Annotated in this window: 23 protein-coding genes and 1 tRNA gene; 17 read left to right on the top strand and 7 right to left on the bottom strand. The window is 55.2% G+C overall.

Features of this window, described 5'->3' with window-relative positions; all coding sequences use genetic code 11:
• Nucleotides 1-49: 49 nt before the first annotated feature.
• Entirely contained in the window at nt 50-793 is a 744-nt protein-coding gene (locus ETG88_RS07775; protein ID WP_129035103.1) for an SDR family oxidoreductase, read from the top strand.
• Nucleotides 794-868: 75 nt separating this feature from the next.
• Here the strand turns inward: ETG88_RS07775 and bglA are convergent, their stop codons facing one another.
• Together bglA and ETG88_RS07765 are read right to left on the bottom strand one after the other, a co-directional pair.
• Entirely contained in the window at nt 869-2,302 is a 1,434-nt protein-coding gene (gene bglA / locus ETG88_RS07770; protein WP_129035102.1) for a 6-phospho-beta-glucosidase BglA, read from the bottom strand.
• A 116-nt stretch (nt 2,303-2,418) separates the two neighbouring features.
• On the bottom strand, nt 2,419-3,150 hold the full coding sequence (locus tag ETG88_RS07765; RefSeq protein WP_102104699.1) for a MurR/RpiR family transcriptional regulator: 732 nt from the start codon (nt 3,148-3,150) through the stop codon (nt 2,419-2,421).
• Nucleotides 3,151-3,202: 52 nt separating this feature from the next.
• Here ETG88_RS07765 and yqfB point away from each other — a divergent pair, with 52 nt between their 5' ends.
• Together yqfB and trhA are read left to right on the top strand one after the other, a co-directional pair.
• The gene (gene yqfB / locus ETG88_RS07760; protein ID WP_129035101.1) at nt 3,203-3,514 is read left to right on the top strand and encodes a N(4)-acetylcytidine aminohydrolase; all 312 of its coding nucleotides are present in this window, start codon (nt 3,203-3,205) and stop codon (nt 3,512-3,514) included.
• Nucleotides 3,515-3,677: 163 nt separating this feature from the next.
• A complete protein-coding gene (gene trhA, locus ETG88_RS07755) occupies nt 3,678-4,337 on the top strand; it encodes a PAQR family membrane homeostasis protein TrhA (protein WP_100779034.1) in 660 nt (219 codons plus the stop codon).
• Nucleotides 4,338-4,383: 46 nt separating this feature from the next.
• On the opposite strand, the gene ygfZ is transcribed toward trhA, so the two are convergent.
• Nucleotides 4,384-5,364 (bottom strand): tRNA-modifying protein YgfZ, encoded by a 981-nt coding sequence (gene ygfZ / locus ETG88_RS07750; RefSeq protein ID WP_129035100.1) that lies wholly within the window; start codon nt 5,362-5,364, stop codon nt 4,384-4,386.
• A gap of 267 nt (nt 5,365-5,631) precedes the next feature.
• On the opposite strand from ygfZ, the gene sdhE reads away from it, so the two are divergent.
• The gene (sdhE, locus tag ETG88_RS07745; protein ID WP_095283258.1) at nt 5,632-5,898 is read left to right on the top strand and encodes an FAD assembly factor SdhE; all 267 of its coding nucleotides are present in this window, start codon (nt 5,632-5,634) and stop codon (nt 5,896-5,898) included.
• Nucleotides 5,879-6,292, top strand: coding sequence for a protein YgfX (locus ETG88_RS07740; RefSeq protein ID WP_100779036.1), 414 nt, complete (start codon nt 5,879-5,881; stop codon nt 6,290-6,292). Before sdhE ends, ETG88_RS07740 begins: the two co-directional genes overlap by 20 nt.
• Nucleotides 6,293-6,296: 4 nt before the next feature.
• On the opposite strand, the gene fldB is transcribed toward ETG88_RS07740, so the two are convergent.
• On the bottom strand, nt 6,297-6,818 hold the full coding sequence (gene fldB / locus ETG88_RS07735) for a flavodoxin FldB (protein ID WP_100779037.1): 522 nt from the start codon (nt 6,816-6,818) through the stop codon (nt 6,297-6,299).
• 100 nt (nt 6,819-6,918) lie between these two features.
• On the opposite strand from fldB, the gene xerD reads away from it, so the two are divergent.
• The 5 genes from xerD (at nt 6,919) to lysS (ending at nt 13,012) form a co-directional block, all read left to right on the top strand.
• Nucleotides 6,919-7,815: a site-specific tyrosine recombinase XerD gene (gene xerD, locus ETG88_RS07730; protein ID WP_100779038.1), complete on the top strand. Its 897-nt coding sequence runs from the start codon at nt 6,919-6,921 to the stop codon at nt 7,813-7,815.
• Between the two features lie 28 nt (nt 7,816-7,843).
• Nucleotides 7,844-8,557, top strand: a complete 714-nt coding sequence (dsbC, locus tag ETG88_RS07725) for a bifunctional protein-disulfide isomerase/oxidoreductase DsbC (protein WP_107702898.1) — start codon at nt 7,844-7,846, stop codon at nt 8,555-8,557.
• Between the two features lie 5 nt (nt 8,558-8,562).
• Nucleotides 8,563-10,296, top strand: a complete 1,734-nt coding sequence (recJ, locus tag ETG88_RS07720; RefSeq protein WP_129035099.1) for a single-stranded-DNA-specific exonuclease RecJ — start codon at nt 8,563-8,565, stop codon at nt 10,294-10,296.
• Nucleotides 10,297-10,386: 90 nt separating this feature from the next.
• A protein-coding gene (prfB, locus tag ETG88_RS07715) for a peptide chain release factor 2 (RefSeq protein WP_100779041.1) occupies nt 10,387-11,485 on the top strand; the annotation gives its coding sequence in 2 pieces (ribosomal slippage) (nt 10,387-10,461 and nt 10,463-11,485; 1,098 coding nt in all).
• A gap of 9 nt (nt 11,486-11,494) precedes the next feature.
• Nucleotides 11,495-13,012, top strand: a complete 1,518-nt coding sequence (gene lysS / locus ETG88_RS07710; protein WP_100779042.1) for a lysine--tRNA ligase — start codon at nt 11,495-11,497, stop codon at nt 13,010-13,012.
• A 48-nt stretch (nt 13,013-13,060) separates the two neighbouring features.
• Here lysS and idi read toward each other — a convergent pair whose 3' ends face one another.
• The gene (idi, locus tag ETG88_RS07705; RefSeq protein ID WP_129035098.1) at nt 13,061-13,612 is read right to left on the bottom strand and encodes an isopentenyl-diphosphate Delta-isomerase; all 552 of its coding nucleotides are present in this window, start codon (nt 13,610-13,612) and stop codon (nt 13,061-13,063) included.
• 159 nt (nt 13,613-13,771) lie between these two features.
• Here idi and actS point away from each other — a divergent pair, with 159 nt between their 5' ends.
• Both actS and ETG88_RS07695 read left to right on the top strand, forming a co-directional pair.
• Nucleotides 13,772-14,518, top strand: coding sequence for an amidase activator ActS (gene actS / locus ETG88_RS07700; protein WP_255409576.1), 747 nt, complete (start codon nt 13,772-13,774; stop codon nt 14,516-14,518).
• 80 nt (nt 14,519-14,598) lie between these two features.
• Nucleotides 14,599-14,672 (top strand) — tRNA-Gly (locus ETG88_RS07695).
• Between the two features lie 37 nt (nt 14,673-14,709).
• Here the strand turns inward: ETG88_RS07695 and ETG88_RS07690 are convergent.
• A complete protein-coding gene (locus ETG88_RS07690) occupies nt 14,710-15,495 on the bottom strand; it encodes an NAD(P)H-dependent oxidoreductase (RefSeq protein WP_129035097.1) in 786 nt (261 codons plus the stop codon).
• Nucleotides 15,496-15,581: 86 nt separating this feature from the next.
• Between ETG88_RS07690 and ETG88_RS07685 the strand changes: the two genes are divergently transcribed.
• The 3 genes from ETG88_RS07685 (at nt 15,582) to ETG88_RS07675 (ending at nt 17,060) form a co-directional block, all read left to right on the top strand.
• Nucleotides 15,582-16,478 (top strand): LysR family transcriptional regulator, encoded by an 897-nt coding sequence (locus tag ETG88_RS07685; RefSeq protein WP_100779046.1) that lies wholly within the window; start codon nt 15,582-15,584, stop codon nt 16,476-16,478.
• A 68-nt stretch (nt 16,479-16,546) separates the two neighbouring features.
• Nucleotides 16,547-16,777, top strand: a complete 231-nt coding sequence (yjdI, locus tag ETG88_RS07680; RefSeq protein WP_100779047.1) for a 4Fe-4S mono-cluster protein YjdI — start codon at nt 16,547-16,549, stop codon at nt 16,775-16,777.
• 10 nt (nt 16,778-16,787) lie between these two features.
• Nucleotides 16,788-17,060 (top strand): GNAT family N-acetyltransferase, encoded by a 273-nt coding sequence (locus ETG88_RS07675; protein WP_100779048.1) that lies wholly within the window; start codon nt 16,788-16,790, stop codon nt 17,058-17,060.
• A 29-nt stretch (nt 17,061-17,089) separates the two neighbouring features.
• On the opposite strand, the gene ETG88_RS07670 is transcribed toward ETG88_RS07675, so the two are convergent.
• Nucleotides 17,090-17,701, bottom strand: coding sequence for a LysE family translocator (locus tag ETG88_RS07670; RefSeq protein WP_129035096.1), 612 nt, complete (start codon nt 17,699-17,701; stop codon nt 17,090-17,092).
• Between the two features lie 114 nt (nt 17,702-17,815).
• Here ETG88_RS07670 and ETG88_RS07665 point away from each other — a divergent pair, with 114 nt between their 5' ends.
• Nucleotides 17,816-18,286, top strand: a complete 471-nt coding sequence (locus ETG88_RS07665) for an Lrp/AsnC family transcriptional regulator (RefSeq protein WP_129035095.1) — start codon at nt 17,816-17,818, stop codon at nt 18,284-18,286.
• Between the two features lie 4 nt (nt 18,287-18,290).
• Complete coding sequence (locus tag ETG88_RS07660; protein WP_129035094.1) at nt 18,291-18,818, top strand: GNAT family N-acetyltransferase; 528 nt, start codon at nt 18,291-18,293, stop codon at nt 18,816-18,818.
• Nucleotides 18,819-18,820 lie beyond the last annotated feature (2 nt).

The raw sequence follows: 18,820 nt of genomic DNA, 5'->3' as shown, positions 1-18,820 counted from the left end.
GGCCGGGTAAGGCGTAGCCGCCACCCGGCTTTTTTATTGGGAGAAATATATGGCAATTGCACTGGTTACCGGCGCGAGCCGGGGAATTGGCCGAGCGACAGCCCTGCAGCTGGCAGTTGAAGGCTACACCGTGGCGGTGAATTATCACCACAATATTAAGGCCGCGACGGATGTGATCGCTCAGATTACCGATGCAGGTGGCAAAGCCTTTGCCGTGCGCGCGGATATCAGCGACGAGACGCAGGTGCTGGCGATGTTTGACAGCATTGACCGCGAGGGAGAGCCGCTGGCGGCACTCGTCAACAACGCCGGGATTTTGTGTGAGCAGAGCACCATCGAAAATCTCTCCGCCGAGCGCATCAACCGCGTGCTGGCGACCAACGTTACGGGCTATTTCCTCTGCTGTCGCGAAGCGGTAAAACGCATGTCCTTCAAACATCACGGTAAAGGCGGGGCGATTGTGAATGTCTCCTCGGCAGCATCGCGTCTGGGGGCTCCGGGCGAGTACGTTGATTATGCGGCGTCAAAAGGGGCAGTGGATTCACTCACGACCGGGCTGGCGCTGGAGGTAGCGGCGTACGGTATTCGGGTTAACGGCGTGCGTCCCGGCCTGATTTACACCGATATCCATGCGTCCGGCGGTGAGCCTGGTCGTGTGGATCGGGTGAAATCCGCTTTACCGATGCAGCGCGGCGGCCAGCCTGAAGAGGTGGCGCAGGCGATTGTCTGGCTGCTCAGCGAGAAAGCGTCGTATGTGACGGGCAGTTTTATCGAGTTGGCGGGCGGGAAGTAGTGATAATGCCCGGCGGCGTTGCGATGACCGGGCTGGAGATTTTAGGCCAGCGCAAGCTAAGCGCCGACCAGGTATTTAGATGTTCTCGCCGTTGCTGGCAATCACCTCTTTGTACCACGCAAAGCTCTTCTTACGGGAGCGGGACATATCGCCCGTACCGTCATCGTGCTTATTCACATAGATAAAGCCGTAGCGCTTGCTGTACTGGCCGGTGGTGAAGGAGACGCAGTCGATGCAGCCCCACGGGGTGTATCCCATCAGATCTACGCCATCATAGGTCACGGCTTTAATCATCTCTTCCACGTGCGCGCGCAGATAGTCAATACGGTAGTCATCGTTGATACTGCCGTCTTCTTCGACCTTATCGTACGCGCCAAAGCCGTTCTCAACGATAAACAGCGGTTTCTGATAGCGCTCATACAGCTCGCAAAGGGCATAGCGCAGGCCGACCGGGTCAATCTGCCAGCCCCAGTCGGAGGCTTTCACGTGCGGGTTCGGCACGCTGCCTTCGAAGCCGGAAATCGCGTCACCGGTTCCGCCTTCGGCTTTGACGGCGTTCGTCATGTAGTAGCTGAAACCTAAGTAATCACAGGTGCCTTCACGCAGGACCTGCTCGTCACCCGCTTCCATGTTGATGGTAAAGCCACGGCGCTCCCACTCGTTCAGTACGTAGCTTGGATAGTAGCCGCGCAGCTGTACGTCGGTGAAGACATAGCGCTCACGCATGGATTCCTGAGCGAACATCACATCTTCTGGTTTGCAGGAGAACGGATAGAGCGCCACCATCGCCAGCATGCAGCCGACTTTCATTTCTGGATTGATGCGACGCGCGGCCTTCACGGCCAGCGCGCTGGCAACGAACTGGTGGTGCAGCACCTGATACATGGTCTCTTCCGGGTTTTCATGCTCGGTATAGACCACGCCGGAGCAGCAGTAGCCAAACAACGGCGCGCGCCAGTTACGCTGGTTGTTGATTTCGTTGAAGGTCATCCAGTATTTGACCTTGCTCTTGTAACGCTCGAAGACCACTTCGGCAAAGCGTACAAAGAAATCCACCACTCTGCGGTTGGTCCACCCGCCGTATTCCTGCACCAGATGCAGCGGCATTTCGAAGTGGGAGAGGGTGATGACCGGTTCGATGTTGTACTTCAGCAGCTCATCGAACATGTCGTCGTAGAACTTCAGCCCTTCTTCATTCGGCTGAGTTTCGTCGCCTTTCGGGAAGATTCGCGTCCAGGCAATAGAGGTACGGAAACATTTGAAGCCCATTTCGGCAAACAGCTTGATGTCTTCTTTGTAATGACCGTGGAAGTCGATGGCTTCGTGGTTGGGGTAATATTTGCCCGGTACCACTTCCTGAGTGATTTCACGCGGAACGCCGTGGGCGCCGCCGGTCAGCACGTCGCAAATGCTTGGCCCTTTGCCGCCTTTATTCCAGGCGCCTTCAACCTGGTGCGCCGCTACCGCGCCGCCCCATAAAAAATCTTTTGGTAAGGTGAGTTTTTTCATGTTTGCTATGCTCGTCTTAGGATCTAATGATTTCGAGTCTAGCAAAGCAGAATTAAATGTCACGATATAACAATTAGCCTGGAATGTAATATGTTACATCAAAAAAACAGGGCGTTTTATTCCGCCAGTTTCTTCGCCAGTTTACGGCCAATTGATTCAAGAATATAAATCACCGGAATTTGAGTCGTAATATCGTAGACGCCTGCAATACGGGTTTGCGGCACATGCCAGGAGAGATTAAAGTCCGCCAGTTTTGCCAGGCGCGAGTGCTCGTGGCTGGTGATAGAGAGCACTTTACAGTGATGCAGGCTGAACTGGCTGGCGAAGCGCAGGATCTCTTCCGTTTCGCCTGAGACGGACAAGACAATCGCCAGCGCATTTTTCGCCATATCGTTCGTTACCGGAAAATAAGGATCGTCGATATGGTTACTGAATTTACCGATGTTTGAGAAGAATCTCGCGCCATATTTTGCAAGCGATCCGGACGTGCCCGCGCCGACAAAAATAATACGCTCTGACGATAATATAATATCGACCGCCTGCTCTAATAACGCATCAAATTCTTCGTTGTTAACGCTTTTAAAAAAGCTGATAATTTCACTGGTGCCGAAATTCGCCTGCTGCGGTTCGTTTTGTTCTAAATATAATTTAAACCGCACGCGGAATTCGGAATAGCCGTCACAGTTGAGCTTGCGACAAAAACGCAGCACGGTGGTGGTGGACACGCCAGCCGCATCCGCCAGCTCGCGGATGGTCATGTAGGTCACCTTGTCGCGGTTTTTGATGACATAGTTGTAGACCATCATCTCCAGATTGTTGAGACTGGCAATGGCGGAATGGGAGAACATGCTCACAGTGGCTAAACTCACTCATCAGACTTCATCTTCAGGGAATAATAACATGCAGCCTAACGACATCACTTTTTTTCAGCGCTTCCAGGATGACATTCTGGCCGGACGTAAAACCATCACCATTCGTGACGAGTCTGAATCACATTTTAAAACGGGCGATATTTTGCGCGTCGGACGCTTTGAAGACGACGCCTATTTTTGCACCATCGAAGTGGTGGGAACATCGACCGTTACGCTGGATACGCTAACGGAAAAACATGCGCAGCAGGAGAATATGTCACTTGAGGCGCTTAAAAAGGTGATTACAGAGATCTATCCGAATCAAAGTCAGTTTTATGTGATTGATTTTAAATGCCTTTGATTAAAACTCACATCTGTTAGGTGAAAATCGTTTTTAATTTAATGATTTTTAAGGACTAATCTGGGATTTGGATTTATTTTAGCTAACAGGTGTTCACTGAAATCATTCTCAGTTAGCATAGTTAAGCGATACATCATGATCTTATGTTTTCCCGGAGTCCTCTATGGTTAGCAAACCATTAACTGCGCAGGGATATTCACTGGCTGAGGAAATAGCCAACAGTATCAGCCATGGCATCGGCCTGGTGTTCGGCATTGTGGGCCTGGTGTTGTTGTTGGTTCAGGCCTTCGACACCAACGCGAACGCGATGGCGATCACCAGCTACAGTTTGTACGGCGGGAGTATGATCCTGCTTTTCCTCGCCTCGACCCTGTATCACGCCATTCCGCATCAGCGGGCAAAACGATGGCTGAAGAAATTCGACCACTGCGCGATCTATCTGTTGATTGCCGGGACGTACACCCCGTTTTTACTGGTAGGGTTAAACTCGCCTCTGTCGCGCGGCCTGATGATTGTCATCTGGAGCCTGGCGCTGCTGGGGATCTTGTTTAAGCTCACCATTGCGCACCGTTTTAAAGTGCTTTCACTGGTGACCTATCTGACGATGGGCTGGCTGTCGCTGATTGTGGTCTATCAGCTGGCGGTGAAATTAGCGGCGGGCGGCGTAACGCTGCTTGCGGTGGGCGGTGTGGTCTATTCCCTGGGCGTGATTTTCTACGTCTGCAAACGCATTCCTTACAACCACGCTATCTGGCACGGCTTTGTGTTAGGCGGCAGCGTGTGTCACTTCCTGGCGATTTATCTGTACGTCGGACAGGTTTGATTTTTGCCCGGCGGCGTTACGCTTGCCGGGCAAAAAAACTAAACACTCACTCTTCTAACGAATACGGCAGCGGCTCAATGCTCAGGGTGTTGGCATCGTCACGCACGCGGAACACGCTGTCCGGCTCCATGTCGTTATTCATCACCACCTGCACCAGCAGACGACCATCATCCAGCTGTACAGCGGCCAACACAGTGCCCGTACGACGCCAGTTATCGCCCATTTTCAGCTCCAGATCTTCACCGGCTTCCGGTACGCGGCTGGCGTGGCCTGCCAGATACCACAGGGCGCGTTTGTTGGCCCCGCGGAATTTCGCACGCGCCACCATCTCCTGACCGGTATAGCAGCCTTTCTTAAAGCTGATGCCCCCCAGCGCCTGCAGGTTCGTTGCCTGCGGGATAAACTGCGCGCTGTTAACGGCATCGATGACCGCCAACCCGGCTTCGATGTTCAGGGCCAGCCACTGCTGGCTGTTGTTGAACTGCGCTTCACCGCGCAGCGCTTCCGTGACGCGCTCGGCGGTGGCCACATCGGTGACCAACAGGAAGCGTTCGGCAGGATGTTCAAACCACAGAATCGAGGTAGCGCCTTCGCTCACCAGCTGTTTTTCCGCATCCGGCAGTTCATTGAACAGATTTTTCAGCGCCGCGCGTGCCTGGAAACCGGCAACGCCCAGCAGAACGTGTTCGTCATCGGCGGCGATAGTCACCTTGGAAAATACCGCATATTTCTTCAGCTCAGTGAGCTGGGCATCGCGCAGGCTGCGGCGTTCGATCAGGGCGAAACCGTCCTGACGACGGAACAGGCGCAGATTGCTCCACATCTTACCTTTGGGATCGCAATGCGCCGCCAGCAGATGCTGGTGCTCAGTCATCTGGCCCACGTCGGCGGTCACCTGGCCTTGCAGATACTTTTCGGCATCCGCGCCGGTGAGGGTTGCCAGCGCCCAGTCATCAAGAGAAATCAGCGTCAGCGGCAGACGCGCAGAGGCGACAGGCTGGCGAGGAGAAAATGGAGTAAAAGCCATAGTGATGTCCTGAATTGCATAACGCTTCGATAATGCCTAATGGTAAAAGAGACTGTAGTCATTGCAAGTGCTTTCAGCAGCCCAATTGTGCCTTATCGCTGTTCTTGCGTAGCGCTACGCAGAACAGAGTAATCCGCTTAGATTGCAGGGTTTATTCTGGAAGCGTGCTTCCAGTTGTTCATATTCCAGTAATGAAACAGCAAAAAACACGTTACACTAGAAATCGTCCCTCTTAGAGGTAGAAGAAACGTTAAGCAGGAAATCGACATGGACATTAACAACAAGGCCCGTATCCACTGGGCGTGCCGTCGCGGCATGCGTGAACTTGATATTTCCGTCATGCCCTTCTTCGAATATGAGTACGACAGTTTAAGCGATGATGATAAACGTCTGTTTATCCGCCTGCTGGAGAGTGACGATCCTGATTTATTCAACTGGCTGATGAATCATGGCAAACCCGCCGACACCGAGTTGCAGCGGATGGTGCAATTAATTCAAACACGGAATCGGGAACGTGGTCCTGTGGCAATCTGATCTGCGCGTCTCGTGGCGCTCACAGTGGATGTCTCTTTTACTCCACGGCATTGTGGCGGCTTTTATTTTGCTGATGCCGTGGCCGCTTAGCTATACACCGCTCTGGATGTTGCTTCTTTCGCTGGTGGTGTTCGACAGTGTGCGCAGTCAGCGGCGTATCAACGCCCGTCAGGGTGAGATCAAACTGCTGATGGACTCGCGGTTGCGCTGGCAGGGCAAAGAGTGGGAGATCGTCGGCACACCCTGGATGCTGAATTCCGGGATGATGTTTCGCCTGCGTAAAGAGGAAGGGGCGCGTTGCCAGCATCTTTGGCTGTCAGCAGACAGTATGGATGCCAGCGAGTGGCGAGATTTGCGCCGGATGGTGATGCAGCAGCCGACGCCAGGACGCTAAGAAATCAGCTAAACTTCTCTGCCATTTCGCCCAGAATTTGCTCGCACCAGTTTTGCAGGCGATCTTCACTGAGATCGTACTGGTTGGTTTCATCCAGCGCCAGTCCGACAAAGAGTTCGCCATCAGCAATGATCGGTTTGACGCTTGTGAACTCGTAGCCTTCTGTCGGCCAGTAGCCGATAAACGTGACGCCCTTCGGCGCGAGTTTATCGTGCAGCATCCCGAGCGCATCCAGGAACCATTCGCCATAACCCAGCTGATCGCCCATGCCGTACAGCGCAATGATTTTGCCTTCAAGATTAAGCGAATCGAGCTGATCCCAGATGGCTTCCCAGTCTTCCTGTAATTCACCAAAATCCCAGGTCGGAATGCCAAGAATCAGAACGTCGTACTGCTCCATCTCTGTGGGCGCGTCGTCTTTAAGATTGTGCAGAGTCACCAGTTCCGGGCCAATGATGTCGCGAATTTTCTCCGCGGCCATTTCGGTGTAGCAGGTGCTGGAACCATAAAACAGACCAATATTCATCGCGTAAACTTCTCAATACTTGCTTTGACTTTGCGCGTAGTGTACCAGAAACCTGTACCATTACGTCATAATGGCCGATAGCAGAATCACAGGAGCAGACGTGGAAAAGGATCTCGCCCTCATCGAACAATTTCTCGATGCGCTGTGGCTGGAAAAAAATCTGGCGGAGAATACGCTCAGCGCTTATCGCCGCGATTTAACCCTGCTGGTGGAGTGGCTGGCGCACCGTGACCTGTCTCTTGAACAGGCGCAGCACGACGATCTCCAGGCCTTATTGGCCGAACGCATGGAGGGCGGCTATAAAGCCACCAGCTCTGCCCGCTTGCTGAGTGCGATGCGCCGCCTGTTCCAGCATATGTATCGCGAGAAGCTGCGTGCCGACGATCCCAGCGCGCTGCTGGCGTCGCCCAAGCTTCCGCAGCGTCTCCCGAAAGATCTCAGCGAGGCCCAGGTCGATCGGCTTTTACAATCCCCGGCGGTTGACCTGCCGCTGGAGTTACGCGATAAAGCCATGCTTGAGGTGTTGTATGCCACCGGGCTGCGCGTCTCGGAACTTGTCGGTTTAACCATGAGCGACATCAGCTTGCGTCAGGGCGTGGTGCGGGTGATCGGTAAGGGAAATAAAGAACGGCTGGTGCCGCTCGGCGAAGAGGCGGTCTACTGGGTGGAAAACTACCTGGAGCACGGACGCCCGTGGCTTCTGAACGGTGTGTCGATTGATGTTCTGTTCCCCAGCCAGCGCGCGCAGCAGATGACGCGACAAACCTTCTGGCATCGCATTAAACATTACGCCACACTGGCAGGCATCGACAGTGAAAAACTTTCGCCGCACGTTCTGCGTCATGCTTTCGCGACGCATTTGCTCAATCATGGCGCCGATTTGCGCGTGGTGCAGATGCTGCTGGGGCACAGCGATCTTTCTACGACGCAAATCTACACCCATGTAGCGACAGAACGCCTGCGGCAGCTACACCAACAGCACCACCCACGAGCGTGAGTGCCGAACCATAGTGATAGGATTGAAAATGAAAAAATCTTTAGTGCTGTTCTCCCTGCTGGCAGCCTCTTTTACCGGTTTTGCCCATGCTGATGACGCAGCGATCAAACAGTCGCTGGCAAAACTCGGCGTGACCAGCAGTGATATCCAGCCTGCGCCCGTTGCCGGAATGAAAACCGTGCTGACCAACAGCGGTGTGCTGTATGTGACCGAAGACGGCAAGCACTTCATTCAAGGCCCAATGTATGACGTGAGCGGCGCGCAGCCGGTGAACGTGACCAACCAGCTGCTGATGAAAAACCTGAACGCGCTGGAAAAAGAGATGATCGTCTACAAAGCGGCGCAGGAAAAACACGTGATCACCGTGTTTACTGATATCACCTGTGGCTACTGCCACAAGCTGCATGAAGAGATGAAAGACTACAACGCGCTGGGGATCACCGTGCGTTATCTGGCGTTCCCGCGCGCGGGCGTGCAGAGCCAGCCAGAGCAGGATATGAAAGCCATCTGGTGTGCGAAAGATCGTAACAAAGCCTTTGATGACGCCATGAACGGCAAAGGTGTGAAACCGGCCTCCTGCGATATCGATATCGCCAACCATTACGCGCTGGGCGTGCAGTTTGGCGTCACCGGCACGCCAGCCATTGTGCTGAGCAACGGTTACGTTGTGCCGGGCTATCAGGGACCAAAAGAGATGAAAGAGTTCCTCGACGCCCACCAAAAACAGTTTGGCGGTAAATAATCCGCGTGAAAACTAAGACAAAATTGCGCCGCCGCGAGGTGGATGAAAGCGTTGATTTACCTGCCGACCTGTCGCCGCTTCTGCGCCGTCTGTACGCGGGGCGCGGCGTTCGCGCGGCCAGTGAACTGGAGCGCAGCGTCAAAGGGATGCTGCCGTGGCTGCAGCTCAGCGGCGTCGAAAAAGCGACAGAATTGCTCTATGACGCACTGCGTGAAGGGACCCGTATTGTCGTGGTCGGCGATTTTGACGCCGATGGCGCGACCAGTACCGCCCTGAGCGTCCTCAGCCTGCGCGCGCTGGGCTGCGATAACGTCACCTATCTGGTGCCAAACCGTTTTGAAGACGGTTATGGTCTCAGCCCGGAAGTGGTCGATCAGGCGCACGCGCGCGGCGCGCAGATGATCCTGACCGTTGATAACGGGATCTCATCCCATGCCGGCGTCGATAGGGCACACGATCTCGGGATCCCGGTTATTGTTACCGATCACCACCTGCCGGGTGAAACGCTGCCGGCAGCTGAAGCCATCATTAACCCCAATCTGCGCGACTGTGATTTCCCATCGAAATCGCTGGCAGGCGTAGGTGTGGCTTTTTACCTGATGCTGGCCCTGCGCGCGCTGCTGCGTGATAAGGGCTGGTTTGAGGCGCGCGGAATTGCGATCCCAAATCTGGCCGAATACCTCGATTTGGTGGCGCTCGGCACGGTGGCGGACGTGGTGCCGCTGGATACCAATAACCGTATTTTGACCTGGCAAGGGCTGGGGCGTATCCGGGCGGGGAAATGCCGTCCGGGGATTAAAGCGCTGCTCGAAATTTCCAATCGCGATCCCCTCAAGCTGGCGGCAAGCGATCTCGGTTTTGCGCTCGGCCCGCGTCTTAATGCGGCAGGGCGGCTCGATGATATGTCCGTTGGCGTGGCGCTTCTGCTCTGTGACAACATCGGCGAGGCACGCGTGCTGGCCAATGAGCTTGATGCGCTGAACCAGACGCGCAAAGAGATCGAACAGGGGATGCAGGCCGAAGCCCTGACCCTGTGCGAAAAACTTGAGCGCAGCACCGAGACGCTACCCGGCGGCCTGGCGATGTATCACCCGGAGTGGCATCAGGGCGTGGTCGGGATTTTGGCCTCGCGCATTAAAGAGCGTTTTCACCGTCCGGTGATCGCGTTTGCACCAGCGGGAGACGGCACGCTGAAAGGCTCTGGGCGTTCCATCCAGGGGCTGCACATGCGCGATGCGCTGGAGCGCCTCGACACGCTCCATCCCAATTTGATGATCAAGTTTGGCGGCCACGCGATGGCGGCCGGTTTATCACTGGAAGAGGCGAAATTCGATGAATTTCAGCGTCTGTTCAGCGCGCTGGTGACCGACTGGCTGGATCCGTCACTGCTGCAAGGTGAAGTGGTCTCTGATGGCGCACTGTCTGCGGCGGAGATGACCATGGACGTGGCGCAGATGCTGCGCGACGCCGGGCCGTGGGGGCAGATGTTCCCGGAGCCGCTCTTCGACGGGCGTTTTCGCCTGCTGCAACAGCGTCTGGTGGGTGAGCGTCATCTGAAAGTGATGGTCGAGCCGGTGAACGGCGGTCCGCTGCTGGATGGCATCGCCTTTAACGTCGATACCACCGTCTGGCCCGACAGCGGCGTGCGCGAGGTCGAACTGGCCTACAAACTGGATATTAACGAGTTTCGCGGCAATCGCAGTTTGCAGATTATCATCGATCATATCTGGCCAATTTAGCGTCACTATTCTCTATAAAAAAGGGCGTGGATTCGGTACAATCCCGCTCTTATCACCGCATTTTGACTAGTCCAATAAAGAAAAAAGACCATGTTTGAAATTAATCCGGTAAAAAACCGCATTCAAGACCTCACGGAGCGCTCCAGCGTTCTTCGGGGGTATCTTTGACTACGATGCCAAGAAAGAGCGTCTTGAAGAAGTAAACGCCGAGCTGGAACAGCCCGACGTCTGGAACGAACCTGAACGCGCACAGGCGCTGGGTAAAGAGCGTTCCTCCCTCGAAGCCATCGTTGAAACCCTGGATCAAATGTCTCAGGGGCTGGAAGATGTGTCCGGCCTGCTGGAATTAGCCGTCGAAGCCGACGACGAAGAGACCTTTAACGAAACCATCGCCGAACTCGACGTGCTGGAAGATAAACTGGCGCAGCTCGAATTCCGCCGCATGTTCTCTGGCGAGTACGACAACGCCGACTGCTATCTCGATATCCAGGCCGGTTCTGGCGGGACAGAAGCCCAGGACTGGGCGAGCATGCTGATGCGTATGTATCTGCGTTGGGCAGAAGCGCGCGGCTTCAAAACCGAAATCATTGAAGAGTCTGAAGGTGAAGTCGCGGGCATTAAATCTGTGACCATCAAAATCATCGGTGATTACGCTTACGGCTGGCTGCGTACCGAAACGGGCGTTCACCGCCTGGTGCGTAAAAGCCCGTTCGATTCCGGCGGCCGTCGTCATACCTCTTTCAGCTCCGCGTTTGTCTATCCGGAAGTGGAAGATGATATCGACATCGAAATCAATCCGGCCGATCTGCGTATCGACGTTTACCGCGCATCCGGTGCGGGTGGTCAGCACGTTAACCGTACGGAATCTGCGGTGCGTATCACCCACATTCCAACCGGGCTGGTGACACAGTGCCAGAACGACCGTTCGCAGCATAAGAACAAAGACCAGGCCATGAAGCAGATGAAAGCGAAGCTTTATGAGCTGGAAATGCAGAAGAAGAATGCTGAGAAACAGGTGATGGAAGATAACAAATCTGACATCGGCTGGGGCAGCCAGATTCGTTCTTACGTCCTCGATGACTCCCGTATCAAAGATCTGCGTACCGGGGTTGAAACCCGCAACACGCAGGCGGTGCTGGACGGCAGCCTGGACCAATTTATCGAAGCAAGTTTGAAAGCAGGGTTATGAGGAACCAACATGTCTGAACAACAAGCACAGGGCACTGACGCGGTAGTCGATCTTAATAACGAACTGAAAACCCGTCGCGAGAAGCTGGCTGCACTGCGTGAGCAGGGTATCCCATTCCCGAACGATTTTCGTCGCGATCATACCTCAGACCAGCTGCACGCTGACTTCGACGCGAAAGAAAACGAAGAGCTGGAAGCGCTGAACGTAGAAGTGTCCGTTGCAGGCCGCATGATGACTCGTCGTGTGATGGGTAAGGCGTCTTTCGTGACTTTACAGGACGTCGGCGGCCGTATTCAGCTGTACGTTTCCCGTGACGATCTGCCAGAAGGCATCTACAACGAGCAGTTCAAGAAGTGGGACCTGGGCGATATCCTGGGCGCGAAAGGCAAGTTGTTCAAGACCAAGACGGGCGAGCTGTCTATCCACTGTACCGAACTGCGTTTGCTGACCAAAGCATTGCGTCCGCTGCCGGATAAATTCCACGGTCTGCAGGATCAGGAAGCGCGTTACCGTCAGCGTTATCTGGATCTCATCTCTAATGATGAATCTCGTAAAACCTTCAAAATCCGTTCCCAGATTATGGCGGGTATCCGTCAGTTCATGGTTGGCCGTGATTTTATGGAAGTTGAAACGCCAATGATGCAGGTGATCCCAGGCGGCGCGTCTGCGCGTCCGTTCATCACCCATCACAACGCGCTGGATCTGGACATGTACCTGCGTATCGCGCCGGAACTGTACCTGAAGCGTCTGGTGGTTGGCGGCTTCGAACGCGTGTTCGAAATCAACCGTAACTTCCGTAACGAAGGCATCTCCGTTCGCCATAACCCAGAGTTCACCATGATGGAACTCTACATGGCTTACGCAGATTACAAAGATCTGATCGAACTGACCGAGTCACTGTTCCGTACCCTGGCGCAGGATATTCTCGGCACCACTGAAGTGCCTTACGGCGACGAAGTGTTCGACTTTGGTAAGCCGTTCGTCAAACTGACCATGCGCGAAGCCATCAAGAAGTACCGTCCAGAGACCAACATGGCCGATCTGGATAACTTCGATTCCGCTAAAGCTATCGCTGACAGCATCGGTATTAAGGTTGAGAAGAGCTGGGGTCTGGGCCGTATCGTGACCGAGATCTTCGAAGAAGTGGCCGAAGCGCACCTGATTCAGCCAACCTTCATCACTGAGTATCCGGCTGAAGTTTCTCCGCTGGCGCGTCGTAACGACGAAAACCCGGAAATCACCGATCGCTTTGAGTTCTTCATCGGTGGCCGCGAAATCGGTAACGGCTTTAGCGAGCTGAACGATGCGCAGGACCAGGCGCAGCGCTTCCAGGATCAGGTTGATGCGAAAGCCGCAGGCGACGACGAAGCAATGTTCTTCGACGAAGACTACGTAACCGCGCTGGAGCACGGCTTGCCGCCAACGGCAGGTCTGGGTATCGGTATCGACCGTATGGTCATGCTGTTCACCAACAGCCACACCATCCGCGACGTGATTCTGTTCCCGGCAATGCGCCCGGTAAAATAAGTCACTGAGATGCAAAAAGCCCCGGCGTTCATCGCGTCGGGGCTTTTTTTATGACGTTTGCTCGGCGGCGAACTGCCTGAGTGCTTTATGGGCGATGGCGACCTGCGACACCATCCATGGGCTAAAGGCCCACGGCGTCGCGCCGACAGCGTGGAACAGCGACTCCAGAGCAACCCACTCAACCGCCATCACTTCATCGGGATTGAGATTCAGCGGGCTGACCAGCTTTGCAGCATACACCGGGCAAATTTCGTTTTCGACGATCCCTGAGGGGTCTGTTTCGCAGTAACGAAAATCCAGCGCGATGGGCGTCAGATCTGTGATTTCGACGCCAATTTCATACCGACAGCGGCGAATAAGCGCGTGTTCGGTACGTTCGCCGGTTTGCGGGTGGCCGCAGACGGAGTTGGTCCAGACGCCGGGCCAGGCTTTTTTGCTCAGGGCGCGACGTGTGACAAGGCACTCCCCCTGGGAGTTAAACAACCACGAAGAGAAAGCCAGATGCAGAGGGGTATGCGATGTATGGGCGGCATACTTTTCCTGAGTGCCGATGACCTCTCCCTGGGCGTTAACCAAAATGACGTGTTCTTGTGTGCTCATTCCGACTCCAGTACCCGAACGACGGGATGGCACCATTATATCTCACTCTTTGGCTGGCGGCTTGAATGCTGAATGCGGAAAGAGTCTTTGCAGCAAAGATTGGCAACAGAATTCAGGCTGCTATCATAGGACGCCATTTACGCTGACCGAGGAGCCGCTTTGTTTGCAGGAAGCCTGACAAGAAATCCCCTGATTGCCCTTTTTTGCCTGATGCTGACGCTCATGCTGGCAGGCTGTTCGGGCAGTAAATCAGCGGATTCGGGAAGCTACTCCGGCGCGGTCTACACCGTTAAGCGCGGCGACACACTCTATAAAATCTCGCGCTCAACCGGAACGAGCGTGAAAGACCTGGCTCGCCTGAACAATATTTCTGCACCTTATACCATCGAGATAGGGCAAAAGCTCAGGCTCAATAGCGGTAGCTCGACGGCGAAAAAATCCTCTTCCTCGAAAGGTAAAACCGCCAAAGTGACGCCGTCTTACGCGGTGCCGCAATCGTCCTGGCCGCCGGTCGGGCAACGCTGCTGGGTGTGGCCTGCCAGTGGGAAAGTGATTATGCCGTACTCCACCGCAGAAGGTGGCAACAAAGGCATTGATATTGCGAATGCGCGCGGAACGCCGGTCTATGCGTCGGGTGCAGGGAAGGTGGTTTACGTGGGCGACCAGCTGCGTGGTTACGGCAACCTGATCATGATTAAGCACGGTGAGGACTACATTACCGCTTACGCGCACAACGATACGCTGCTGGTGAATAACGGACAAAACGTAAAAGCCGGACAGAAAATCGCGACCATGGGCAGCACGGGAGCCAGTTCCGTTGCGCTGCATTTCCAGATTCGCTATCGCGCAACGGCGATTGATCCCCAGCGCTACCTTCCGGCGCAGGGCAGCAAACCGAAATGCTAAGCGGTTAATTATTCACCGGTTAGCAGTCGGGAGGCTTGTGTGAACATACGTAAGGTCTATAATGCCTTACGCACCTCAAAGCGGGCGTAGTTCAATGGTAGAACGAGAGCTTCCCAAGCTCTATACGAGGGTTCGATTCCCTTCGCCCGCTCCAGCTCTACCCCACCCAGTTCAAAACACTCACACCAGCATCAATCACTGTCTTGCAAATGTATTCCCAGTCCCGTTTTTCCTTTCGCAAGGTCCGGACGTAGGGTTAACGCAGGAATCTCATAATCTCCGGCGTTCTGACGACGATAATTCAGCGGCTCTGTGTGCCACAAACTGTCCAGCCTGTCAGTCAGCTGCTGGCGGTAATAGGCATACTTCGCGTCGTCGGTTTTCCCGGTGCGGTAAATCAGCATTGGCGGCAGCACCGTAAAGCCTGGGTAGAAAAGCATCCCGTGCTGGATTGGAAACAGAATGTCGTCGATAGCACCGTTTATGCCGCGCGGAGCATAGTGCGATTCCCAGCCGCCGGTGGTGACCAGCAGCATCGCGCGTTTACCGGACAGATTCCCCTCGCCGTACCGATCGCCCCAGTGGTGGTCGCTGTGCTCGCCCACGCCGTAGGCAAATCCGTTGGCGTACACCCGGTCAAACCAGCCTTTCATGATGGCAGGCATTGAGAACCACCACAGCGGAAACTGGAAAATCACGGCATCGGCCCAGCGTAATTTTTCCTGCTCAGCGGCGATATCCGCTGCTTGTAGGGCGTTGTCGTAGGCAAAGCGGGAATCTACGGAAGGGTCAAAACGTTCACCGCGCAACGGGGCGAGTGAATCATCGGTATCCAGGACGGTCTTCCACTTCATGCCATAGAGATCAGAAACGTGCACCTGATGACCGGTCTGCTGCAGATGTCTGACAGCCTCATCTTTCAGCTGTCCGTTAAGCGAGCGGGGTTCGGGATGGGCAAAGACAATTAATACATTCATGAGCGATTCCTGATAGAGAAAGTCCCGTCAGAATAGGGAAATCTCCGTTATAGTAAAAATTGATTACCGCAATGACAGGTATTGCCATGATTAATTTCTCGCAACTGGATCTCAATCTCCTCCTCACGCTGCAGGTGCTCCTCGACGAGCTGAATGTGACCCGGGCAGCGAGGCGCTTGAATCTCTCCCAGCCCTCCGTCAGCGTCCAGTTGGCTCGGTTACGGGAAGTTTTTAACGATCCGCTGCTTCTGCCGGGGCCGCGCGGGATGAGGCCAACGGCCCGAGCCGACGCCCTGCGGGAACCGCTGCGTCAGGCGCTGGCGGCTCTGGAGTCGGTGGTCGCCCCGGCGGCATCGTTCGAACCAGAGAAAACGGAGAATACCTGGCGCGTGGCGGCAACGGACTACATGGCGACGGCAATCCTGCTGCCCGCGCTGGAAGCGCTCCGCCAGGCAGCGCCGCTCTCGCGCCTCGCGGTTTATGAGCTTAATCCTCAGCGGATTTTGCGGCAGGCTGAGCAGGGCGATATCGATCTGATTTTTCATACCCGGGAGGGGGCGCCCGCGTCACTGCATCAGCGGGTGATCTTCAGCGAGCGCTATGTTCTGGCAGGGCGTCGCGACCATCCGGCGCTCCGAACGGGCGTCACGGCAAAGCAGTTCTCACAGCTCGAACACGCGATAGTCTCCCCGGATGGCGGCGGCTTCTGGGCTGCGACTGACGTGGCGCTGGCCCGCAGCGGGCTGGCGCGAAAAGTCGTGCTGTCGGTGCCGCATTTCCTGTTCCTGGTCGAAGCGCTGTTGAAAACTGATCTGGTGGCGGTGGTGCCGGAAAGGCTCACGCGTAATGTAGCGGGATTAACTGTCTCAGCGCCGCCTGTCGACGTGGAAGGCTTTGATATGCTGATGCTTTGGCATGAACGGTTGCATCGCGATGCGGGCCACGTCTGGCTGCGTCAGATGCTGATGACACAGCTCGGCTGAGCCATAGTCACCTCGTGATATCAGCGCTATGCTTATCCCGAACGCATAACAATAACAGAGGCAATGTCATGGATAAGGATTTACTGGACGCGGGGTACCGGGCGTATACCGGGGAAAAGATCGATGTCTACTTCAATACGGGGATATGCCAGCACTCAGGAAACTGCGTGCGCGGCAGCAGCAAGCTGTTTAATCTGAAGCGTAAGCCGTGGATCATCCCCGATGAAGTGGATGTCGAGACGGTCAAGAGAGTGATTGATACCTGCCCGAGCGGTGCCCTGAAGTACCGCCAGAAATAAGCGAGGAACCATGGATATTCTGGAAGGCCATAACAAGTTTTACGTCAACGATGCACAAGGGAATCAGGTTGCTGAAATTGTGTTTGTTCCGACCGGGGAGCATCTGAGCATTATTGAGCACACGGACGTCGATGCCAGCCTGAAAGGGCAGGGCGTAGGAAAACAGCTGGTGGCGAAAGTGGTCGAGAAAATGCGCGCGGAGAACCGCAAAGTTATCCCGCTGTGCCCGTTCGCCAAACACGAGTTTGATAAAACGCGCGAATACGACGATATCCGCGCCTGACTTCAGCACCGGCTCCCGCCGGTGTTTTTTTATCTGAACTGTCCGTAAATCAGAATGACGGATATGACCACCATCACCCCACCGGAAATCATGCCCACTACCCGCGCCGCCTGCGGGCGTGTGGTTAATAGCGCCCGTGAACCGTAGCCCACCAGCAGGTAAATTAGCGTGCAGGTGAGCAGGTGCATCATCGCCAGCGCGGACATCTGCACAGGCACCGACCAGCTGCCTTTGGGGTCGGTAAATTGCGGAAGCAGTGCCAGAAACAGCAGGAACACTTTCGGGTTCAGTCCGCTAATACAAAGCCCTTTGAGCGCCCACTGGTTCCAGCTTCCGTCCTGCTGCTCAGCGGCGCTGACCGTGGCCGGATGGCGCAAAATCGTCACGCCCAGCCACAGCAAATAGACGGCACCCAGGACGGTCAGCAGCGACAGCGCCAGAGGATGCCCGGCGATCAACACCCCAACACCCGCCACCACAATAACCGTCGCCAGCAAATGCCCGGACATCAGCCCCATCACAGCCGGTACCACGCGCCGCCCGTTGATCCCCGCGCTGATGGCATAAGCCCAGTCGGCGCCTGGCGTCATTATCAGCAGAAAAGAGACCAGCCAGAACCCGACGACGATACTCATTTCCATTCTTTGATCACCCTTCCAAAACGACATTAGCGGAAAGAAAGAATATCGACATCCAGGCGAAATGAGCTTCCAATGTTATGCTGAAAACAGGGCTAAAATGAGAAACTCTTCTAAATGGATAGCATCGATCGAAAAATACTTGCTGAGCTACAGGTGGATGGCCGTCTGTCGCTTACGGAACTGGCCGAACGGGTAAACTTAAGCCTCTCGCCCTGTCATCGACGCGTACGCGCCCTGGAGCAGAGCGGGGCGATTACGGGCTATCGTGCAAATCTCGATCCCGCGAAAATGGGCTTCAATTTTGTGGCGATTGTTTTTGCGACGTTAAAAGAGGGCGACAAGCGGGCCGTCAGCGCCTTTGAGGCGGCGGTGGAAGAGATCCCGCAGATCGTGCTGGCGCAGCGTCTGTTCGGCGATCCTGACTATTTAATGCATGTGGTCACGCGCGATCTCCCCTCGTTCCAGAAACTGTACGATGAGAAATTGTCGGCAATGCCTGGCGTGCAGCATTTGCGCTCGACGCTGGTGATGAAAACCGTCGTGCAGGACCGGCCCTTCCCCCTCGACACCTTAAAACAAGGATAACCCGATGATAGAGACACCACGACTGCTGCTCCGGCAGTGGAGGCCAGAAGATCTCGCCCCTTTTGCGGCACTCAATGGCGACAGTGACGTCATGCGATTTTTCCCGGCGACCTTGACGCGGGAAGAGAGCGACAATCTTGCCGCGCGATTTCAAGAAGGCATCGCCGAACGCGGCTGGGGGTTCTGGGCCGTTGAGTTAACCGCGACGGGGGAGTTTGTCGGTAGTCTGGGGCTGCACCCTCAGCCTGACCGTTTTGCCTTTTCACCCTGCACGGAGATTGGCTGGCGTCTGGCAAAACCGTTCTGGCATGGGGGGCTGGCGTACGAGGCGGCCACGGCGGCGCTGGAGTATGGCTTTAAAACGCTGGGGCTGGGCGAAGTAGTTTCATTTACCTCGGTGCTGAATGCGCCGTCAGAGAACCTGATGAAACGCCTGGGGATGATAAAAGAGGGCGAGTTTTTGCATCCTGCGCTCGCCCCCGATCATCGTCTGGCGGAGCATGTGCTTTATCGTAAAGCGCGGCAAGTGTAGCC

Source organism: Lelliottia nimipressuralis (assembly GCF_004115925.1).
Lineage (GTDB): Bacteria > Pseudomonadota > Gammaproteobacteria > Enterobacterales > Enterobacteriaceae > Enterobacter > Enterobacter nimipressuralis.
The sequence above is the reverse complement of the archived record's forward strand: the minus strand, read 5'-3'. Positions and strand labels throughout refer to the sequence as shown.

Coding starts and splice junctions, on each gene's coding strand:
- ETG88_RS07775 (WP_129035103.1), top strand. CDS start 50: ATGGCAATTGCACTGGTTACCGGCGCGAGCCGGGGAATTGGCCGAGCG.
- bglA (WP_129035102.1), bottom strand. CDS start 2,302: ATGAAAAAACTCACCTTACCAAAAGATTTTTTATGGGGCGGCGCGGTA.
- ETG88_RS07765 (WP_102104699.1), bottom strand. CDS start 3,150: ATGTTCTCCCATTCCGCCATTGCCAGTCTCAACAATCTGGAGATGATG.
- yqfB (WP_129035101.1), top strand. CDS start 3,203: ATGCAGCCTAACGACATCACTTTTTTTCAGCGCTTCCAGGATGACATT.
- trhA (WP_100779034.1), top strand. CDS start 3,678: ATGGTTAGCAAACCATTAACTGCGCAGGGATATTCACTGGCTGAGGAA.
- ygfZ (WP_129035100.1), bottom strand. CDS start 5,364: ATGGCTTTTACTCCATTTTCTCCTCGCCAGCCTGTCGCCTCTGCGCGT.
- sdhE (WP_095283258.1), top strand. CDS start 5,632: ATGGACATTAACAACAAGGCCCGTATCCACTGGGCGTGCCGTCGCGGC.
- fldB (WP_100779037.1), bottom strand. CDS start 6,818: ATGAATATTGGTCTGTTTTATGGTTCCAGCACCTGCTACACCGAAATG.
- dsbC (WP_107702898.1), top strand. CDS start 7,844: ATGAAAAAATCTTTAGTGCTGTTCTCCCTGCTGGCAGCCTCTTTTACC.
- lysS (WP_100779042.1), top strand. CDS start 11,495: ATGTCTGAACAACAAGCACAGGGCACTGACGCGGTAGTCGATCTTAAT.
- idi (WP_129035098.1), bottom strand. CDS start 13,612: ATGAGCACACAAGAACACGTCATTTTGGTTAACGCCCAGGGAGAGGTC.
- ETG88_RS07690 (WP_129035097.1), bottom strand. CDS start 15,495: ATGAATGTATTAATTGTCTTTGCCCATCCCGAACCCCGCTCGCTTAAC.
- ETG88_RS07685 (WP_100779046.1), top strand. CDS start 15,582: ATGATTAATTTCTCGCAACTGGATCTCAATCTCCTCCTCACGCTGCAG.
- yjdI (WP_100779047.1), top strand. CDS start 16,547: ATGGATAAGGATTTACTGGACGCGGGGTACCGGGCGTATACCGGGGAA.
- ETG88_RS07675 (WP_100779048.1), top strand. CDS start 16,788: ATGGATATTCTGGAAGGCCATAACAAGTTTTACGTCAACGATGCACAA.
- ETG88_RS07670 (WP_129035096.1), bottom strand. CDS start 17,701: ATGGAAATGAGTATCGTCGTCGGGTTCTGGCTGGTCTCTTTTCTGCTG.
- ETG88_RS07665 (WP_129035095.1), top strand. CDS start 17,816: ATGGATAGCATCGATCGAAAAATACTTGCTGAGCTACAGGTGGATGGC.
- ETG88_RS07660 (WP_129035094.1), top strand. CDS start 18,291: ATGATAGAGACACCACGACTGCTGCTCCGGCAGTGGAGGCCAGAAGAT.